The organism is Rhodovulum sp. YNF3179, from assembly GCF_050586465.1.
In the GTDB taxonomy this organism is placed as follows: Bacteria; Pseudomonadota; Alphaproteobacteria; order Rhodobacterales; family Rhodobacteraceae; genus CAJXYS01.
The window spans coordinates 378,107-395,095 of the sequence record NZ_JBOCEG010000001.1; the positions used below are offsets into that span (position 1 = coordinate 378,107).

General features: G+C 67.7%; 18 protein-coding genes and 1 tRNA gene. 8 read left to right on the forward strand and 11 right to left on the reverse strand.

The annotated features are described in order from the left end of the window. The first annotated feature begins 3 nt into the window (after nt 1-3). From ACQ5SP_RS01940 to ACQ5SP_RS01965, 6 genes are all read left to right on the forward strand, one after another. Nucleotides 4-771, forward strand: coding sequence for an ABC transporter ATP-binding protein (locus ACQ5SP_RS01940; protein WP_430935873.1), 768 nt, complete (start codon nt 4-6; stop codon nt 769-771). Then, nucleotides 764-1,576 (forward strand): ABC transporter permease, encoded by an 813-nt coding sequence (locus tag ACQ5SP_RS01945; RefSeq protein ID WP_430935875.1) that lies wholly within the window; start codon nt 764-766, stop codon nt 1,574-1,576. The genes ACQ5SP_RS01940 and ACQ5SP_RS01945 overlap by 8 nt, the downstream gene beginning before the upstream one ends. A gap of 289 nt (nt 1,577-1,865) precedes the next feature. Continuing rightward, nucleotides 1,866-2,285, forward strand: a complete 420-nt coding sequence (locus tag ACQ5SP_RS01950; protein ID WP_430935877.1) for a hypothetical protein — start codon at nt 1,866-1,868, stop codon at nt 2,283-2,285. A gap of 89 nt (nt 2,286-2,374) precedes the next feature. Further along, nucleotides 2,375-2,839 (forward strand): hypothetical protein, encoded by a 465-nt coding sequence (locus ACQ5SP_RS01955; protein WP_430935879.1) that lies wholly within the window; start codon nt 2,375-2,377, stop codon nt 2,837-2,839. A gap of 27 nt (nt 2,840-2,866) precedes the next feature. Beyond that, nucleotides 2,867-3,331, forward strand: coding sequence for a DUF1330 domain-containing protein (locus ACQ5SP_RS01960; protein ID WP_430935881.1), 465 nt, complete (start codon nt 2,867-2,869; stop codon nt 3,329-3,331). Continuing rightward, nucleotides 3,303-3,899, forward strand: coding sequence for a DUF2585 family protein (locus tag ACQ5SP_RS01965; RefSeq protein WP_430935883.1), 597 nt, complete (start codon nt 3,303-3,305; stop codon nt 3,897-3,899). The genes ACQ5SP_RS01960 and ACQ5SP_RS01965 overlap by 29 nt, the downstream gene beginning before the upstream one ends. Nucleotides 3,900-4,164: 265 nt before the next feature. Here ACQ5SP_RS01965 and ACQ5SP_RS01970 read toward each other — a convergent pair. The 5 genes from ACQ5SP_RS01970 to ACQ5SP_RS01990 all read right to left on the reverse strand — a co-directional run bounded on the left by ACQ5SP_RS01970 (nt 4,165) and on the right by ACQ5SP_RS01990 (nt 8,779). Next, nucleotides 4,165-4,239, reverse strand: a tRNA-Gln gene (locus tag ACQ5SP_RS01970). 91 nt (nt 4,240-4,330) lie between these two features. Next, a complete protein-coding gene (gene kdsA, locus ACQ5SP_RS01975; protein ID WP_430935885.1) occupies nt 4,331-5,164 on the reverse strand; it encodes a 3-deoxy-8-phosphooctulonate synthase in 834 nt (277 codons plus the stop codon). A gap of 1 nt (nt 5,165) precedes the next feature. Then, on the reverse strand, nt 5,166-6,743 hold the full coding sequence (locus ACQ5SP_RS01980) for a capsule biosynthesis protein (RefSeq protein ID WP_430935887.1): 1,578 nt from the start codon (nt 6,741-6,743) through the stop codon (nt 5,166-5,168). Further along, nucleotides 6,721-7,380: an ABC transporter ATP-binding protein gene (locus tag ACQ5SP_RS01985; RefSeq protein ID WP_430935889.1), complete on the reverse strand. Its 660-nt coding sequence runs from the start codon at nt 7,378-7,380 to the stop codon at nt 6,721-6,723. Before ACQ5SP_RS01985 ends, ACQ5SP_RS01980 begins: the two co-directional genes overlap by 23 nt. 181 nt (nt 7,381-7,561) lie before the next feature. Beyond that, nucleotides 7,562-8,779 (reverse strand): Na+/H+ antiporter NhaA, encoded by a 1,218-nt coding sequence (locus tag ACQ5SP_RS01990; protein ID WP_430935891.1) that lies wholly within the window; start codon nt 8,777-8,779, stop codon nt 7,562-7,564. A gap of 149 nt (nt 8,780-8,928) precedes the next feature. Here ACQ5SP_RS01990 and ACQ5SP_RS01995 point away from each other — a divergent pair, with 149 nt between their 5' ends. Both ACQ5SP_RS01995 and ACQ5SP_RS02000 read left to right on the forward strand, forming a co-directional pair. Further along, entirely contained in the window at nt 8,929-9,537 is a 609-nt protein-coding gene (locus tag ACQ5SP_RS01995; protein WP_430935893.1) for a uracil-DNA glycosylase family protein, read from the forward strand. After that, entirely contained in the window at nt 9,534-10,328 is a 795-nt protein-coding gene (locus ACQ5SP_RS02000; RefSeq protein ID WP_430935895.1) for an SseB family protein, read from the forward strand. Before ACQ5SP_RS01995 ends, ACQ5SP_RS02000 begins: the two co-directional genes overlap by 4 nt. A 10-nt stretch (nt 10,329-10,338) precedes the next feature. Here the strand turns inward: ACQ5SP_RS02000 and ACQ5SP_RS02005 are convergent, their stop codons facing one another. The 6 genes from ACQ5SP_RS02005 to ACQ5SP_RS02030 are packed head-to-tail and all read right to left on the reverse strand — an operon-like array spanning nt 10,339 to nt 16,929. Continuing rightward, complete coding sequence (locus ACQ5SP_RS02005; RefSeq protein ID WP_430935897.1) at nt 10,339-11,274, reverse strand: 2-hydroxyacid dehydrogenase; 936 nt, start codon at nt 11,272-11,274, stop codon at nt 10,339-10,341. A gap of 36 nt (nt 11,275-11,310) precedes the next feature. Next, nucleotides 11,311-12,450, reverse strand: a complete 1,140-nt coding sequence (gene rodA / locus ACQ5SP_RS02010) for a rod shape-determining protein RodA (protein ID WP_430935899.1) — start codon at nt 12,448-12,450, stop codon at nt 11,311-11,313. Beyond that, complete coding sequence (mrdA, locus tag ACQ5SP_RS02015) at nt 12,447-14,387, reverse strand: penicillin-binding protein 2 (protein WP_430935901.1); 1,941 nt, start codon at nt 14,385-14,387, stop codon at nt 12,447-12,449. The genes rodA and mrdA overlap by 4 nt, the downstream gene beginning before the upstream one ends. Continuing rightward, entirely contained in the window at nt 14,384-14,923 is a 540-nt protein-coding gene (locus tag ACQ5SP_RS02020; protein ID WP_430935903.1) for a rod shape-determining protein MreD, read from the reverse strand. Before ACQ5SP_RS02020 ends, mrdA begins: the two co-directional genes overlap by 4 nt. Next, entirely contained in the window at nt 14,916-15,854 is a 939-nt protein-coding gene (mreC, locus tag ACQ5SP_RS02025) for a rod shape-determining protein MreC (RefSeq protein WP_430935905.1), read from the reverse strand. Before mreC ends, ACQ5SP_RS02020 begins: the two co-directional genes overlap by 8 nt. 34 nt (nt 15,855-15,888) lie before the next feature. Further along, nucleotides 15,889-16,929 (reverse strand): rod shape-determining protein, encoded by a 1,041-nt coding sequence (locus ACQ5SP_RS02030; protein WP_430935907.1) that lies wholly within the window; start codon nt 16,927-16,929, stop codon nt 15,889-15,891. Between the last annotated feature and the right edge of the window lie 60 nt (nt 16,930-16,989).

The following is a 16,989-nucleotide window of genomic DNA, read 5'->3' on the forward strand; positions in this document are numbered from 1 at the left end:
ATGATGGATATTCGGCTCGAAGGGATCGCGCACAGCTACGGTGCGACCGAAGTTCTGCGCGACGTGTCGCTTGATATCGACACGGGGCGGATCGTGTGTCTCGTCGGTCCGTCGGGCTGCGGAAAGTCCACGCTTCTCCGGCTCATCGGCGGGCTGGAGCGTCCGTCACAGGGGCGGGTTCTCCAGATAGGGGCGCCGCCCGAGGGCTGCCTGAACCCGCTCACCTACATTTTCCAGGATTTCGCGCTGCTGCCCTGGCGCACGGTCCGGGGCAACGTCTCGCTCGTGCTCGAGGATCACGGCATCCGGGGCCGCAAGGCCGCGCCGATCATCGCGGACGTGCTGGCACGGACCCGCCTTTCCGATTTTGCCGACGCGTTGCCGAAGCAGCTGTCGGGCGGGATGAAACAGCGCGTGGCCATCGCGCGGGCGCTCGCCGTCAACCCGGCCGTGATGCTGATGGACGAACCGCTCTCGGCGCTGGACAGCCAGACGCGCGAACTGCTCATGGACGACCTGATCTCGCTCTGGACGCGGGAACCGTTCACGGCCGTCTACGTCACGCACAACCTCGCCGAGGCCGTGCGCCTCGGCCATCGTGTCGTGGTGCTGTCGCGCCGCCCGGGCCGCATCCGCGAGATCGTCGAGATCGGGAAGCCGCTTGCTGAGCGGGGCTATGCCGATCCCGACCTGGACCGGGTGCAACAGCATCTCTGGGCTCTCATGCGCGAGGAGGCTCGCGCCGCCGACGAGGAATTGATCGATGTCTGACGCCCGTCTCGAAACGCGCCCCATGCGCGAAGTGCGGTTCCGCGGCGGCGGCTTCCAGCCTGAGCGCCGCCGCTGGATCGGCGTTGCGGTCTTCGTGCTGGTGATCGGCCTGGTGGAATGGGGCACGCGGGCCGGGTGGATCTCGGCGCTGACCCTGCCGCGGCCCTCGGAGGTGCTGGCGACCTTCGGCGAGCTCTGGGAGTCAGGCCTGTTCTTCGCCCATCTCGTGCCGTCCCTGACCCGGCTCGCGGTCGGTGCGGCGCTTGGCGCCAGTGTCGGGATCGCGACCGGTATCCTGATCGGCCTCTTCTCTTACATGCGCGCGGCGCTCGTGCCGGTGATCGCCGCCATCTTCCCGATCCCGAAAATCGCGCTTCTGCCGCTCTTCGTGATCTGGTTCGGGATCGACGAGGGGTCGAAATACGCCCTGATCGCGTTTGGCACCTTCACGCCCACGGTGGTGGCGACCTACGGCGCGGTGGATAATGTCGACCGGACGCTGATCCGGATGGGGCAAAGCTTCGGGCTGTCATGGCTGTCGATCGTGCGCAAGATCGTCCTGCCGGGGGCGATGCCGGGCATCCTCTCGGGGCTTCGCATCAGCCTTGCCATCGCCATCATCCTGCTGGTGGCGGCCGAGATGCTTGGCGCGCAATACGGGATTGGCGCCTATATCCTCGAGGCGGGGTCGCTCTACGATCTCGAGCGTCTCTTCGCGGGCGTGGTGATCCTGTCGATCCTCGGCGTTCTGGTCAGCATGACCATCGGCTTCATGGAACAGCGCCTGCTGGGCTGGCGGACATGACGCGGGCCGCCCCGCCCCCGCCCGAGCGGCCCAGGCACGCCCGAAATTCTCGACGGGGCCCGGTCGATACCTGATACAGCCCTGATCCTTCCCGTCGGTCCAGGAGGCTAGGGGCGGGCAGGTGGCGAACGGACCCGGAGGGCGGCCGTCGATCCCAGGCGCATTTTTCTGGATGATGGCTGGGGTGGTCCTGACCCTAGTAAAGACAGGCTGGCAATTCCCTTTCGCCAGTGCTTTGAGCTTGGCGTGGTCCAGACTAGGCTCGAGCTGGTCTGATAGGATGGGAAAGGTGAGCAAGTTTCCGATCTTGACTCTCGTGATGCTGCTAGGAACAGCCGTGGCGGTTCATGCCGACGAAGCTCCAGCGCCGCCGGGCGACTACCGCGCGCAACTTCAGCAGTGCCGCGACGTGGAAGGTGAGATCAGTCAGCTCGCCTGCTTTGGCGCAATCTCGGGGAGCACAGACTTCTGGATCAGCCGGAAACGGGGCACTGAGCTGCCCATCGTTGAAGACCTGTACTTCGCCGAAATCATGCGCTGTGACGAAGAGCACCGCCCAATGGAACGGCTCGACTGCTTCCTTGCGACCTCTGCACCCAGCTCGATCCGCTCCCTGAATGCGCGGAGCCTCGTCAAGGAGCTTCTGAAGTCGCCCGAAGGTGTCGATGCTATGAGGCAAGCCGTTGGTGAGGCGCGGGATGGTGAATGACTGCCCAGAGCTCATCGAACACGGAACGGCCCCGGATAGGTTGATCAATATCAATCCAGACAATCAGATTGATCAATAAAGTGCATTGCGTGGCAAGCCTGGAGGAGACGATGGGAAAAATATTGTCAGCAATTGCGGTCTTTGCCTTCCTGGCGGTTGCGGGACCAAGTGTTGCTCAGGGCTATTCTGAACCAGCCACAAGTGAGAATCTCCATCTCGTCGCAACGGATTCTGATCAAGTCGCTACCAGGGTCGTGATGCTCGACAAGCGGCGCCGCGGCAACCTGATGGATTTTGAAATACGGGTAGAGTTCGATAACGTGCCTCAGGGGAAGGACTACCAGTTTTTCATTTACGACGCGGGGATGCAGCGGGATGGCCTACCACCGGCACCGGTGCCGAACGCATCGCATAGGTTCAAGCCGGATAGCCGGGGTCACCTGGAATTCAGTTTTGTACTCGACGGGTTCTCAAAAGGTGAGTGGGTTCAATGCAGATTGATCTCCTCCGACCGTTCAGTCGAGAAAGCGCTCCGCTTCACACCCTTCAGGTAGCACAGCTACGGAATCAGAAATGGGCGCATGAATTCTCTTGGTTGTTCTGGTTTTCCGGCTGTGTGGGTCGTCCATGCGCAGAGTCCCCGTGACGCCTCTTTCCAACTGCCTCCGAGCCTGCAGCAGGGACATCAATCCCTAGCCGCCAATCGCCATTCTGTGGCAGAGCCTTGGTCTCTTTGGTTCGGCGCGCTCCATACCGCCCACCTTATTCTTAGGGAGCTTCTGGCGACATCCAAGGCAGAGACCGAGATCCTTGAAGGGGGTTGGGTGAAGCCGAAAACTGTCCTGATGCGGTTCCGGTCTGTTCAGGACGCCAAGGCCTGGCACGCAGACCCTGAATACGTGGAGCTCACCAAGATCCGCCACCGCACAGCACGCACGAACCTGGTGGTGGTTGACGGTATTCTCCGAGGCGGCGGAGGAGAGCCCAGCTTGGCAAAGGAAGCGCAGAGTACGGGTCATGAAAAGGCAGAAGACGATTTCTTTTGACGGATACCTGTACGCTGTCGCCGTGATCGGAGCCCTGCTGATCGGCGTAACCCTTTGGTCCTGGGGTCAGCCGCTGATTTGTAACTGTGGCTACGTGAAGCTCTGGGAGGGGCACATCTGGTCCTCCGGGAACTCGCAACACGTTGCAGACTGGTATTCCTTGTCCCACGTGGTTCACGGCATGCTGATCGTGTTGCTCGGACGCCTTTCGCGCGGGTGGTTATCCCACTCAGCGCTCATTGTCCTCGCGATCGTGACAGGCGTCGCTTGGGAAATCGTCGAGCACACGGATTGGGTCCTCGGCCGGTTCCGCGACGTTACCGTCTACCAAGGCTACGTGGGAGACAGCGTCCTGAACGCAGTCATGGACTACGTTTGGATGTGGGTCGGGTTTTTCTTGGCCCTGCCGCTGCCTACTGTGGCGGTCGGGGTTATGATCCTCGCCATAGAAGTGCTTGGTGCAGCCATCGGGCGCGATTGCCTGACATTCACGACCCTGCAGATCGTCTATCCATTGGAAGCCATCGAGAGCTACCAGCAAGCGATAAACGAAGATCCCGGACCATAGATTGTCCAAGCGCCGCAGATGTCGCCGTGATGGCGGGGAGATTCAATTCGGATAGCTTCACTGGCCGCTTGATCAGTACAGCCAACCCCCACAGACCGACCCACCCCACCATCGATTGCCCGATAACCCTGGGGTAATATTGGGGGTAAAACTCCGCTGCGCCCCTGGTCCTGATCCTTCCCGTCGGTCCAGGAGGCTAGGGGCGGGCAGGTGGCGAACGGACCCGGAGGGCGGCCGTCGATCCCACGCGCATCTTTCTGGACGATGGCTGGGGTGGTAGGATTCGAACCTACGATACACGGTACCAAAAACCGCTGCCTTACCACTTGGCTACACCCCAACGTGGCCGGTTAGATACGCCGCCGCGGCGTCGGCTTCAAGTCAAAATTCGGCGGAAATCCGTGGATTTTCCACGAGGGCCGGCCGCGATGTCAGACCCGCAGGGGCGCGGCCTTGGCGAGGCGGTCGAAATCCATCAGCGACGCGATCAGCCCCGGCATCTGGTCGAGCGGGATCATGTTGGGTCCGTCGGAGGGGGCGCCGTCGGGAGCCTCGTGGGTCTCGATGAACACCGCCGCGATGCCGAGAGAGACCGCGGCGCGGGCCATCACCGGCGCGAACTCGCGCTGCCCGCCCGACGCGCCGCCAAGCCCGCCGGGCTGCTGCACGGAATGGGTGGCATCCATGACCACGGGGTAGCCGGTGCGGGCCATGATCGGCAGGCTTCGCATGTCCGTCACGAGCGTGTTGTAGCCGAAGCTGACGCCCCGCTCGGTCAGGAGAATCCGCTCGTTGCCGGTGGACGCGATCTTGGCGGCCACGTTGGGCATGTCCCAGGGGGCGAGGAACTGGCCCTTCTTGACGTTGATCGCCGCGCCGGTGCGCCCGGCGGCCAGCAGCAGGTCGGTCTGGCGGCAGAGAAAGGCCGGGATCTGGATCACGTCCACGGCGGCGGCGGCCTCGGCGCAGTGGGCGGCCTCGTGGACATCGGTCAGGACCGGGCAGCCGATCGCGTCACGCACCCCGGCAAGGATCGCGAGCCCGGCCTCGGCGCCGACCCCGCGCTTGCCGGACAGCGAGGTGCGGTTGGCCTTGTCGAAGGACCCCTTGAAGACGAAGCGCGCGCCCGCGGCGGCGCAGGCGTCCTGCATGGCGCCGGCGATCATCTGGGCGTGATCCGCGCTTTCCAGCTGGCAGGGGCCGGCGATCACGGTCAGCGGCTGGTCGTTTCCGACGGCGAAATCGCCGAGGTCTATGGTGGTCATGTCAGGCGGTTACCTGTTCCCTGAGAATGGCGGCCGTAAGCGACAGCATCAGGTATAAACCGCCGAAGATCAGGAACGCCAGCAGCGTGTTCTCGGCCGCGCGCGGATAGCTGGGCTCGTCGGGGACGACCGGGCTGACGCCGAGCGACAGGTAGCGCACCTGCCGGTTGGCCTCGATCCGGGCGGTCTCGAGTTGCTGGAGCGCCTGGGCGAGCAGGGCCTGTCGCGTCTCGAGATCGGCCTGCGCGACGACAAGCTCGCCGGAAATCTCGGCGAGGGAGGCCGATCCACCGGCGCTGCCGGTCATTTCGTCGCGCATGCGGGCGATCATATTCTCGAGCCGCGCGATGTTGGCGCGCGCGACCTCGACGCGCGTGGCGTTGGGCGCGGCGTTGTCGAGCAGGCGCTCGAGCTTCAGCCGTTCGTTGCGCAACTCGACCTCGAAAGTGGAGATCTGGTTCATCTGCGCCGATACTTCCATCTCGGCGCTCAGGACGCCGCGTTTCTTCTGCAGCTCCAGAACCCGGTCCTGCGCCGCCAGCATCTTGCGTTCGGCCTCCTCGTAGCTGTCCCGGGCGCCGGCCATCTGGTCGGCGCGCAGCCGACGGGTCAGGTTGTCCACCTGTTCCTCGGCGTAGGAGATCAGCGCGCGTGAGAACTCCGCGCTCTTCTCGGGGCTGGTGGCGGCGACCTCCATGCGGATGAGGCCCTCGGTCGGGTCGTAGCCGATCGTGACGTGCCGCTTGTAGAGACGGTAGGCGGCCTCGTTGGTGGCCCCCTCGGGCAGGCGCTGGACCGGGTCGATCCCGGGCTGGCTGAAATGCGCCTTGAAGCCCTTGTCCCGGTCGAGCCGCAGCATCGCCTCGCGCGACAGGAGGTAGCTCTGGACCGTGATGGAATCCTGCGTGGTGGCGAACTGGGTTCCCGCGAAGAGCCCGCCCAGCTGTCCGCCGCCGCCGCCGCCGTCGGCCTGCTGTATGACGAACTCGCTCTGCGTGGCGTAGAGCGGCGTGGCCACCTTGAAGTAGTAATAGGCCGCGGCCAGCGTCGGGAGCAGGACGAAGACCGCCAGCCGCGCCGCGAGAAAAGCCACGCGCAGGCGCCTGCGCCGGGCGATGTCCCTCTGGATGCGCCGGATTTCCTGCGCGCGCGCGATCTCGGCATCGGGCTGCGGTGCCGCCGGAGTCGGCCGGGCGGGCTGTTTCGGCGCCCCGGGCTGGTTGGCGAGGCGGTCCCGCGCCGTATCGGCGCCCGGGGCGATCAGGTTCATCACGTCCGACGGCTTGAACGGGTCGATGCCCTTGCGGCGCAGAATCCGCACCGCGTCGATGTCCGACGCAGGTTCCAGCCCGTGCTTCTGTGCGATCCGCCGGGCCATGCGCAGCTGGCGCCCGGTAAGGTTCTCGCGGCGGATGGCCTCGAGTTCCTGTTCCGGCGAGGCATCCGGCCCGGGCGACGCCGACGGACCGGCCGTTTCCTGCGTCCGTCCGTCCGCCGGTCCGGCTTCCGGCCCCGGCATCGCGTCGCGAAGCGACGGCCGCCTGACGCGGTAGTTCCTAGCCGTTGGTTTCGTAGTCATAGAGCCTCTTGGCCTCTTCAAGGGTCTCGAACATGAGCATCTGACCGTCCTTCAGCACCGCGGCGGAGCGACAGAATTTCTCAAGCGTCCTGGCGTCGTGCGAGACGATGACCACCGTGGCGTTCCGCAGCCTTTCCTGCAGGATCGTTCCGGCCCGCTTGTTGAAGCCGACATCGGTGGTGGCGGGCATGCCCTCGTCGATGAGGTAGACGTCGAAATCGAGCGCCAGCAGCAACGAGAAGGAAAACCGTGCCCGCATGCCCTGCGAATAGGTGCCCACCGGCATGTCGTAGTATTCCGCGATCCCGCAGACGTAGCGGCTGAAAGCCTCGACGTAATCGGGATCAAGGTCGTAGAGCCGCGCGATGTAACGCGCGTTCTCGGTGCCGGTGTGACGGTTGACGACCCCGCCCATGAAGCCGAGCGGGAAGGAAATGCGGCAATTGCGGCGGATATGGCCCTCGTCGGGCTTCTCCAGCCCGGCCATCATGTTGACCACGGTGGTCTTGCCGGTGCCGTTCGGGGCGAGGATGCCGAGGCTGCGGCCCTGCTCCACGCGGAAAGACGCACGGTCGAGGATGACCTTGCGCTGGGTTCCCGTCCAGAAGGACTTGCTGACGCTCTCGAACTCGAGCATGCCACTCACACTGCACTGGCCACGATCCTCGTGGCAGGACCGGCGACGGGCCGTAACACCGCGCCAAACCGGTATTTACCACGGCCAGCGCCGGGTTAGAACCTTTTTGGCACGAGAGTTTTAATGCCGGAATAATCCCGGTCCGAGGCCCGATCGGCGGGGCCGTCCGCGGCTGGTCCGGTCACCGCCGCCCATGCACCCCGAGCCCACGCCCCAGCAGGAAGGCCGGCACCGCAGCGCAGAGGCTGAGCAAGACCCCGAGCCGCGCGGCCTCGAGCGTTGGCCCAGGGCCGAACGCGGAGGCCGCGATGAAGAGCGGCATGGTGAACCCGGCGGCCGCGGCCAGACCGACCACGATCAGCGCCCTCGGACCGATCCCGGCCGGCCAGCCGAGACCCAGCGGACGCGCCGCGAGCCAGCCCCCGGCCAGGATGCCGAGCGGCTTGCCGAGGAGAAGCGCGGCCAGGACCAGCCAGCTTGCCGTGCCGAACGCGCCGAGAGGTGCGCCGGCGTTTACGAGCGCGAAAAGGAACAGGCTGATCTCGACGGGAAGCTTCACCAGGTGGGCTGCACGATTGAGGAGATCGGCAAGCCGGCCCTCTGCCTCGGCAAAGACACCGAAGGCGTGATCCGCATGGGGAATCGCGGGCACGATCGGCAGGAGACCGAGCGCGGGGTTGAGCCCGGCCTTGTAGACACCGTACCAGCTGAACGCCCCGGCCACCGCGTAGGGCCAGAGCCCGAACCGCATCCGTATCCGCGTCGCGCGCGGTTGCAGCGGGTCGTCGCCATCGCGCCAGCGCGGCAGGCGGTTGAAGAGCAGGTAGGCGCCGAGCCCCGCGCCGAGCGGCAGAAGGAGCCAGCCGCCGTCGACAGGCGCGGCCGGGTAGGCCAGGGCGAGGATCGCCAGCCCGGCGGCATCGTCGGCCAGCGCCAGCAGCAGGATGAGCCGCAGGGCCGGATGCCCGGCGCCGAAGATCGCCCGGCCCACCACGTAGGAAATCGCGATGTCGGTCGCCGCGGGCACCGCCCATCCCGCGGCCAACGCGTCCCACTGGGCCGGCGCCAGCGCGGCGGCCAGCGCGACGTAGACGAGGACGGGCGCCGTCACCCCGCCTGTCGCGGCCAGCAGCGGCGCGGCGCCCCGGCGCCCCCGGAAGGCACCGTGCTGCAGCACCAGGGCCTCCCAGACTTCCTTGAAGGCGAAGGCGAAAACCAGCGCCATCAGGACCCCGTTGACGAGGAAGCGGATGGTCGGGCCGCTCTCCGTGCCGGGCAGGGGGGCGGCGGCGAAGGCGCGGTACCCCGCGGGATCGACCTGCGCCCAGACGAGCGCGAGGACGGCCCCCGCCACCACGAGAGCCGAGGAGGTCGTGACGACGTCCCAGACGCGATACATGCGAGCCCCTGCACCTGCCATGTCCCGCGGGATAGAGCAGGCCGCCGGTCGAGGCAACATGGGGCGGATCCAAAGAGCTGCCGCCCGGGACGGTGGCAGCGCTGCCCGCGATGTTTGGCGGCAGGCCGCGCCGCGCCTAGATTGGGCCCATGACGGAAAGCTTCGACGACCTCGCCCGCGCCGTGCGTGGCTGCCGGCTCTGCGCAGAGACATTTGCCGCGACCGCCACGGCCCATGCGCCGCGCCCGGTTTTCTGGGCACGTCCGGGGGCCCGTATCCTGATCGTCGGCCAGGCCCCCGGCGCCCGCGTGCACGAAAGCGGCGTGCCGTTTTCCGACCCGTCCGGCGACCGCCTGCGCCGCTGGATGGATATCGCCGAGGCCGAGTTCTATGACCGCGACCGGATCGCGATCCTGCCGATGGCCTTCTGCTTTCCGGGCTATGACGCCAGGGGCGGCGACCTGCCGCCCCCGCCGATATGCGCGCGGACCTGGCGGGACCGTGTTTTCGCGGAACTGCCCGCGGCGCGGCTGACGCTGCTGGTCGGGGGATATGCCCAGAAATGGCATCTCGGCGGCGCCGCGCGCGGCGGGGTGACCCGCACCGTCGCGGGTTGGCGGGACCACGCGCCGCGGCTCTTCCCCTTGCCACACCCGTCCTGGCGCAATACCGCATGGCTGAAGAAGAATCCCTGGTTCGAGGCCGATCTGGTGCCCGAGCTGCGCCGGGCCGTGCGCGCCGCGCTGGAGGATGGATGACCGAAACGACCCCCCTCGACGCCGCCCGTGCGGCAATGGACCGCGCGCCGGAGGACGCCCCGGCGCGGCTGGCGTTCTACCGCACATTGGCGGCCTCGGAGCTGTTCCTGCTGCTGAGCCGGGAGCCGGAGGGCGACGAGACCGTCGAGCCCGAGGTGTTTCCGGTCGAAAACGCCCGGTACGTGCTGGCCTTCGACCGCGAGGATCGGCTGACCGCCTTCACCGGTGCTGCCGCGCCATACGCGGCGCTCTCGGGGCGGGGGCTGGCGGGGATGCTGGCGGGGCAAGGCCTGGGGCTGGGGCTGAACCTCTCGGTCGCGCCGTCGGAAACGCTGCTCCCCGCCGAGGCCGTCGATTGGCTGGCCGAGACCCTCGGCGCAGACCCGGACCAGGTGGAAGATCACCCCGAAACGCTCGATGCGCCGCGGGGCCTGCCCGACCGCCTGCTGACGGGGCTCGATGCGGGCCTCGCCGCAGCTGGCGGGCGCGCGCGCTGCGCTTACCTCGCCGCGGTCGGGTATCGTGGCGGTGGGCGCGGTCACATGCTGGCCTTCATCGATGCCGCGCCGGGCGCCGAGCCGGCGCTCACGCGGATCGTCGGCGAGGCGCTGACCTTCTCCGGGATCGAGGCGGGAACGCTCGACGTCGCCTTCTTCGCGCCGAGCGACCCGATCGCCGCGCGGCTGGCGCGCGTCGGGTTGCGCTTCGACCTGCCGCAAGCCGGCACTCCGCCCGCATCCGCGCCGAAACCGCCCGGCAGCGATCCGGACGCGCCGCCGATCCTGCGCTGAGCCGGGCGCCCTAGTAGCCCGCGGCCGTATCCACGAGATGCAGCAAGGGTTCGCCGGCCTCGCCGCGGCGGATGTTCTCGGCGATGACCCGGGCGGCGCTTTTCGGCCTGGTCTCGGAGGCGATATGCGGCGTCACGGTCACCTTGGGATGCGCCCAGAACGGGTGCGCCGGCGGCAGTGGCTCCTCGCGGAAGACGTCGAGCGTCGCATGGCCGACCTGGCCCGTATCGAGCGCGGCCAGAAGCGCCGCGTCGTCGATCAGGGGACCGCGGCCGGGATTGACGATCACGGCGCCCGCGGGCAGCCGGGCGATCCGCGCCGCGTCCATCAGGTTCTCGGTCGCGTCGGTCAGCGGCAGGAGCAGCACCACGATCTCTGCCGCCGACAGAACGGCGTCGAGCCCGTCCGCCCCGGCCCGGCAATCGAGCCCCGCGATGGACTTCCGCGACCGGGCCCAGCCCATGACGTTGAAGTTGAGCCGCGCGAGCGCCTGACCGCAGGCACCGCCGAGTTCCCCGAGCCCCAGCATGCCGATCGTCCGGTCCCGGGCGAGCGGCGGCACCGTGCCGCTGCGCCAGATGCCGTCCTGGCCCAGGATGTGGCGGTCCATCCCGAGATGGTGGCGCAGGACGTGGCCGGTCACCCATTCGACCATGCCCTCGGTCAGGCCCTCGTCCACCATGCGGGCGAGCGGCGCGGTCAGCGTGTCGTTGGTGACGATGTTCTCCACCCCGGCCCAGAGGTTCAGCACCGCCTTGAGCCGGGTGTAGGGCCGGAAATCCTGCACCGTGCCGCCGGGCGCGTAGACCATGTAGTCGACCGCCTCCGGCGCGGCGTCGCGGACAAGGCGCGCGTCGATGCCCGTCTCGGCGAAGGCCGTCCGAAGCGGGGCCTCGTAGGCGTCCCAGTTATCCTCCGGGGCGGCGAACAGTACGGTGACCGTCATGCGGGTTCCTCTCTTCGGGGCGGTTGGGGACGGCGCCTAGCGCGGGCGGTGGATATGGGCGCTCTGCACGAGGCCGAAGGCGACCAGCAGCACGAGCATCGCCGAGCCGCCATAGGAGATCAGCGGCAGCGGCACGCCGACGACCGGTGCAAGGCCCATCACCATCGACATGTTCACGGCGAAGAACAGGAAGAAGGTGGTGCCGAGCCCCAGCGTCAGCAGCGAGGCGAAGCGGTCGCGGTTCCGAAGCCCAGAGACGAAGCAGAGCACCACGATCAGCGCGTAAAGCGACAGCAGCGAGATGCCGCCGAGAAAGCCGAACTCCTCGGCGAGCGTGGTGAAGATGAAATCGGTGTGCTTTTCGGGCAGGAAGTTCAACCGCGACTGGGTCCCCTGCATGAAGCCCCGCCCGGTCCATCCCCCGGACCCGAGCGCGATCTTCGACTGGGTGATGTGATACCCGGCGCCCAGCGGGTCCGAGGCCGGGTCGAGGAACGTGTCGATCCGGCGGAACTGGTAGTCCTTCAGCAGCTGCCAGGGCGTCCCCCGCGACATCAGAACCGCCGCAACCGCCCCCCCGCCGAGCGCGATCACCGCGGCGAAGTAGATCCAGCTGACCCCGGCGAGGAACATCATCGTGCCACCCCCCGCCGCCAGCAGCAGCGCCGTGCCGAGGTCGGGCTGGCGCAGCACCAGCGCCATCGGCAGCGCGATCAGCAGCAGCGGCAGCAATACGAAGAGGGGGCGGGATACCTTCTTGATGTCGAGCCAGTCGTAATAGGCCGCGAGGATCATCACCAGCGTGATCTTGGTCAGCTCCGAGGGTTGCAGCCGCATGAAGCCCAGGTCGATCCAGCGCTGGGCGCCCATGCCGACGGAGCCCATGAACTCCACCGCGAGCAGCAGCAGCATCGAGACACCGTAGGCAAGGGCCGCCATGTTCCGCCAGAACCAGATCGGCACGAAGGCCACGATCAGCATCAGCACCAGCCCCAGCGCAAAGCGCTTCATCTGCGGATCGGCCCAGGGGTCCATCGTGCCGCCCGCCACCGAGTAGAGCATCAGGAACCCGAAACCGGCGGCGGCCGCGATCAGCAGGATCAGCGCCCAGTTGAGGTAGAGCACCTTGCGCAGCCCGCTCGGGACGGTCTTGACCTTGTATTCGAGGTAACTCATGCGCGGCTCCGGACCGGCGACGGGCGCTGTGGCGCGCGCAGCTCGAGGCTGTCCAGCATATCGCCGATCTCGCGGCGCTGCCCGCTTGGATAGGACTCGAGCGGCGGCACCCCGCCATGGAGCGCGTAGAGCAGCACGTCACGCGCGATCGGCGCGGCCGCGGTCGAGCCGCCTCCGCCATGCTCGACCACCACCGTCACCGCGTAGCGTGGCGCGTCATGCGGCGCGAAAGCGACGAAGAGCGCGTGATCGCGCCTGTTCCAGGGCAAGTCCTCGTTGCGGAAGACGCCCTGCCGGCGCTCCTCGGTGGTGATGTTGCGGACCTGGCTGGTGCCGGTCTTGCCGGCCATGCGCAGGGCCTCCGCATCGATCCGCGAGCCATAGGCCGTGCCGCGCCGCTCGTTCGAGACGGCGAACATGGCCTGGCGGACCAGCGCCAGCGCCTCGGGCTGCAGGCCGAGCGGCGGCGCCGAGACCGGGGTCTCCACGCCGTCGACGGATTTCACCAGCCGCGGCACGACGGCCCTGTCGGAGGCCAGTCGCGCGGTCATGACCGCGAGTTGCAGGGGCGAGGCCAGCACGAAGCCCTGGCCGATCCCGGCGTTGAGCGTGTCGCCCACGACCCAGGCGGCGCCGCGGCGCCGTTCCTTCCAGGCCCTGGTCGGCGTCAGGCCTTCGGCGATGCCCGAAAGCGGCAGGTCGTGGCGCAGGCCCAGGCCGAGCCGCTGCGCCATCGCGGTGATCTTGTCGATGCCGACACGTTCCGCGATGTCGTAGTAGTAGACGTCGCAGGACTGCTTGATGCTGTCGATCAGGCTGACATGCCCGTGCCCGCCCCGCCGCCAGCAATGGAAGCGCCGTCCGGCGCGGTCCAGGTGGCCGGGGCACCAGACGGTTTCCTCGGGGTCGACGAGTCCCTCTTCCAGCGCGGCGAGCGCCACGACCATCTTGAAGGTCGAGCCGGGCGGGTAGAGCCCCTGCACCGGCTTGCCGGCGAGCGGGCGGCGTTCGTTCTCGGTCAGGGCGCGGTAATCCGGCACCGAGATGCCGCGCACGAACTTGTTCGGATCGAAGCTGGGCGAGGACCCCATCGCCAGGATGTCGCCATTGTTGACGTCCATCACGATGGTGGCGGCGCTTTCCACGCCCATCCGGGCCTGCGTGAAATTCTGCAGCCCGTGATCCACCGTCAGCTGCACGTCGTCGCCGGGGATACCATCCTTGCGGTCGAGTTCGCGCATGACCCGGCCCACGGCGTTAACCTCGATCCGCTTGGTCCCGGCCTGGCCCCGGAGCCGTGTCTCGAGCTTTGCTTCGACACCGTATTTGCCGATCTGGAAGTTCGGGATCTGCAAGAGCGGGTCGGGATCTTCGAGCCGCTCGAGATCGTAGTCGCTCACCGGGCCGACATAGCCCACGACATGGGCGAAATCGCTCTGGAGCGGGTAGTGCCGCGAGAGCCCGACCTCGGCCGTGACGCCGGGCAGGGCAGGGGCGTTGACGGCGACCGCGGCGACCTCCTCCCATTCCAGCCGGTCCGCGAGCGTGACCGGCACGAAGGGGCTGCGGCGCGCCATCTCGCGGCGCGCGCGCTCGATATCCGCGGGCGGCAGCGCCACGAGTTTCTGGACGCGGGCCAGCACCTCGTCCACGTCGCCGGCTTCCTCGCGGACCATGACGATGCGGTAGTTCTGCCGGTTTTCCGCCAGCGCCACGCCGTTGCGATCGAAAATCAGGCCGCGCGCCGGTGGGATCAGCCGGATGTTGATCCGGTTCTCTTCGGCCAGCAGGCGGAACTGGTCGGCCTGGTTGACCTGCAGGTGACGCATGCGCGCGGCCAGCAGCCCGACGAAGCCAACCTGGGCCGCGCCCAGGATCAGCCCGCGCCGGCTGATGCGGCGGGTGCTTTCCTCGGTATCGCGGCCCGGTCGTTTCACAGCCTGTGCCCCAGCAGTTCGGCCTCTCCCAGGGTCACCTTCTTAACCCCGAAAAGCACGTTCGAAAACAGTACGACCGCCGGGTAGGCCAGGATCGTGAAGAGCGCGGCCAGGACCGCGCCGCCCAGTGGTGGCTGGCCGGTGAAGGTGAGGGCGTGCAGGAGCCGCTCGCCCGTGACCACGGCCAGGATCGTGGCCGCGACCAGCATGAACTCGAAGGTGAAGGCGGTATCGCGGATCCGGTGAACCTGTCCGCGCAGGAATTCCGCGGCGATCAGCACCACGATGGTCTTCAGGGCCGGCGGGCGCATGAAGAGGAAATCCGCCAGCAGGAACACGGCCACGATCAGCAGCGCCGGCAAGAATTCCGGCCGCCGCACCAGCCAGGCGAAGGTCAGGCAGAGCATCAGGTCTGGTCCCGGCAGGGGGTCGGCGCCGTCGCCCAGCGGCAGAAGCCGCAGGAACAGCACCATGAAACACAGGCCGAGGAAGGCCGCGCGGTAGATCCAGATGCGTGTCGTGACCGGGTCAATCATCGGCGCCGGTCTCCGGGGCGGTATCGGGCGCGGGGGTGGACCGCGCCTCTTCCGGGGCCGCCGGGGCCGCCGGGCGGGTGGACACGAGCCCCCCGGGATCCGATATGCGCTCGGCAGGCTGGCTGCGCAGGACGCGCAGAAAATCCAGCCGCCCGTAATCGGCGGAGAGGCGCGCGCGCATCCGCCCGTCCGAGCCGAAGGCGACCTGCCCAACAAGCAGCCCGGCCGGGAACACCCCGGCATCGCCCGAGGACACGATCCGGTCGCCCGGCTGAACCAGCTCCGGCGTCTCGACGAAGTCGACCAGCGGATTGGGCGTGTTGTCCCCGGTCAGCATGGCCGTCTGGCCCGAGGGCTGGATGGTGACCGGGATGCGGCTGTTCGAATCGGTCAGCAGGATCACCCGGGAGGTCGTGCGCCCGACCCCCGAGATCCGCCCGACCAGCCCGAGCCCGTCCATCGTGGCCCAGCCGTCGCGGATCCCGTCGACCGCGCCGACGTTCAGCAGCACCGACTGGCGGAAGGGCGAGCCCGAATCGGCCATCACCACGCCGGTCACGTATGTGAGCTGCGGGTTGAGCTGCACGTTGTTCAGGTCGAGCAGCTTCGCGTTTTTCTGTTCCAGTTGCAGCGCAGCCTCGCGCCAGGCCTTCATCTGCTGCAACTCGCGCCGAAGCTCCTGGTTCTGCTCGTAGATCCGGGCGTAGGACTGGAAATCCTCGATCATCCGCGCCGTCCGCGTCACCGGCGCCATGGCCCAGTCCATGCTGGGCACGACCCGGTCCACCACCGCCGCCCGGAAGCGTTCCATGCGCGGGTTGTCGACCCGCCAGACCAGGAACACGGCGAAGAGGGCAAGCAGGACCACCCCGATCAGGATGCGCCGGATCGGACGGGAATAGGTCTCCTCGGAGCTCCTGTCCCGGGCCATGAACGGTCCTTTTCGCGGCGGAATGACTCGCCTGTCAGCTCTCGTAATCTATCGCATGACGGAGCTGTTTTTCATACTCCAGCGCCTTGCCGGTGCCGAGGGCCACGCAGTTGAGGCTTTCGTCCGCGACCGAGATCGCCAGCCCCGTCTGTTCGCGCAGCGCCAGGTCCAGCTCGCCCAGAAGCGCGCCGCCGCCGGTCAGCATCACGCCCCGGTCCACGATGTCCGCGGCCAGGTCGGGCGGGGTGGCCTCGAGCGCCATCATCACCGCCTCGCAGATCTGCTGCACGGTCTCTGCCAGCGCCTCGGCGACCTGCGCCTGGTTGATCTCGGTTTCCTTCGGCACCCCGTTCAGCAGGTCGCGGCCGCGGATCTGCATCGACGCGCCGCGCCCGTCATCCGGCATGCGCGCCGTCCCGATGGAGGTCTTGATCCGCTCGGCGGTGGCATCGCCGATCAGCAGGTTCTGCTGTCGGCGAAGGTAGGAGATCACCGCCTCGTCCATGCGGTCGCCGCCGACCCGGACCGAGCGGGCATAGACGATGTCGCCCAGCGACAGCACGGCCACCTCGGTCGTGCCGCCGCCGATATCGACCACCATGCTGCCGGTCGGGTCCGTGATCGGCATGCCCGCACCGATGGCCGCCGCGATCGGCTCGGCGATGAGGCCGGCCTTGCGGGCCCCGGCCGAGAGCACCGATTGCCGGATCGCCCGCTTTTCAACCGGGGTCGCACCGTGCGGGACGCAGACGATGATCTTGGGCTTCGTGAAGGTGGTGCGCTTGTGGACCTTGCGGATGAAGTACTTGATCATCTCCTCGGCCACGTCGAAATCGGCGATGACGCCCTCGCGCATCGGACGGATCGCCTCGATCGAGCCGGGGGTGCGGCCGAGCATCAGCTTCGCGTCCTCGCCGACGGCGAGCACCTGCTTGCGCCCGTCCCGGACGTGGTAGGCCACGACGGAAGGTTCGTTGAGGACGATCCCGCGCCCCTTGACGTAGACCAGCGTGTTGGCCGTCCCGAGATCGATCGCCATGTCCGCCGAGAAGAGGCCCGATAGTTCGCCCAGCATGAATGCCTTGTCCTGTTATGCGCGAGCGCGCGTCTCGCGAGTCTCTTGCGCGCCGAAGGC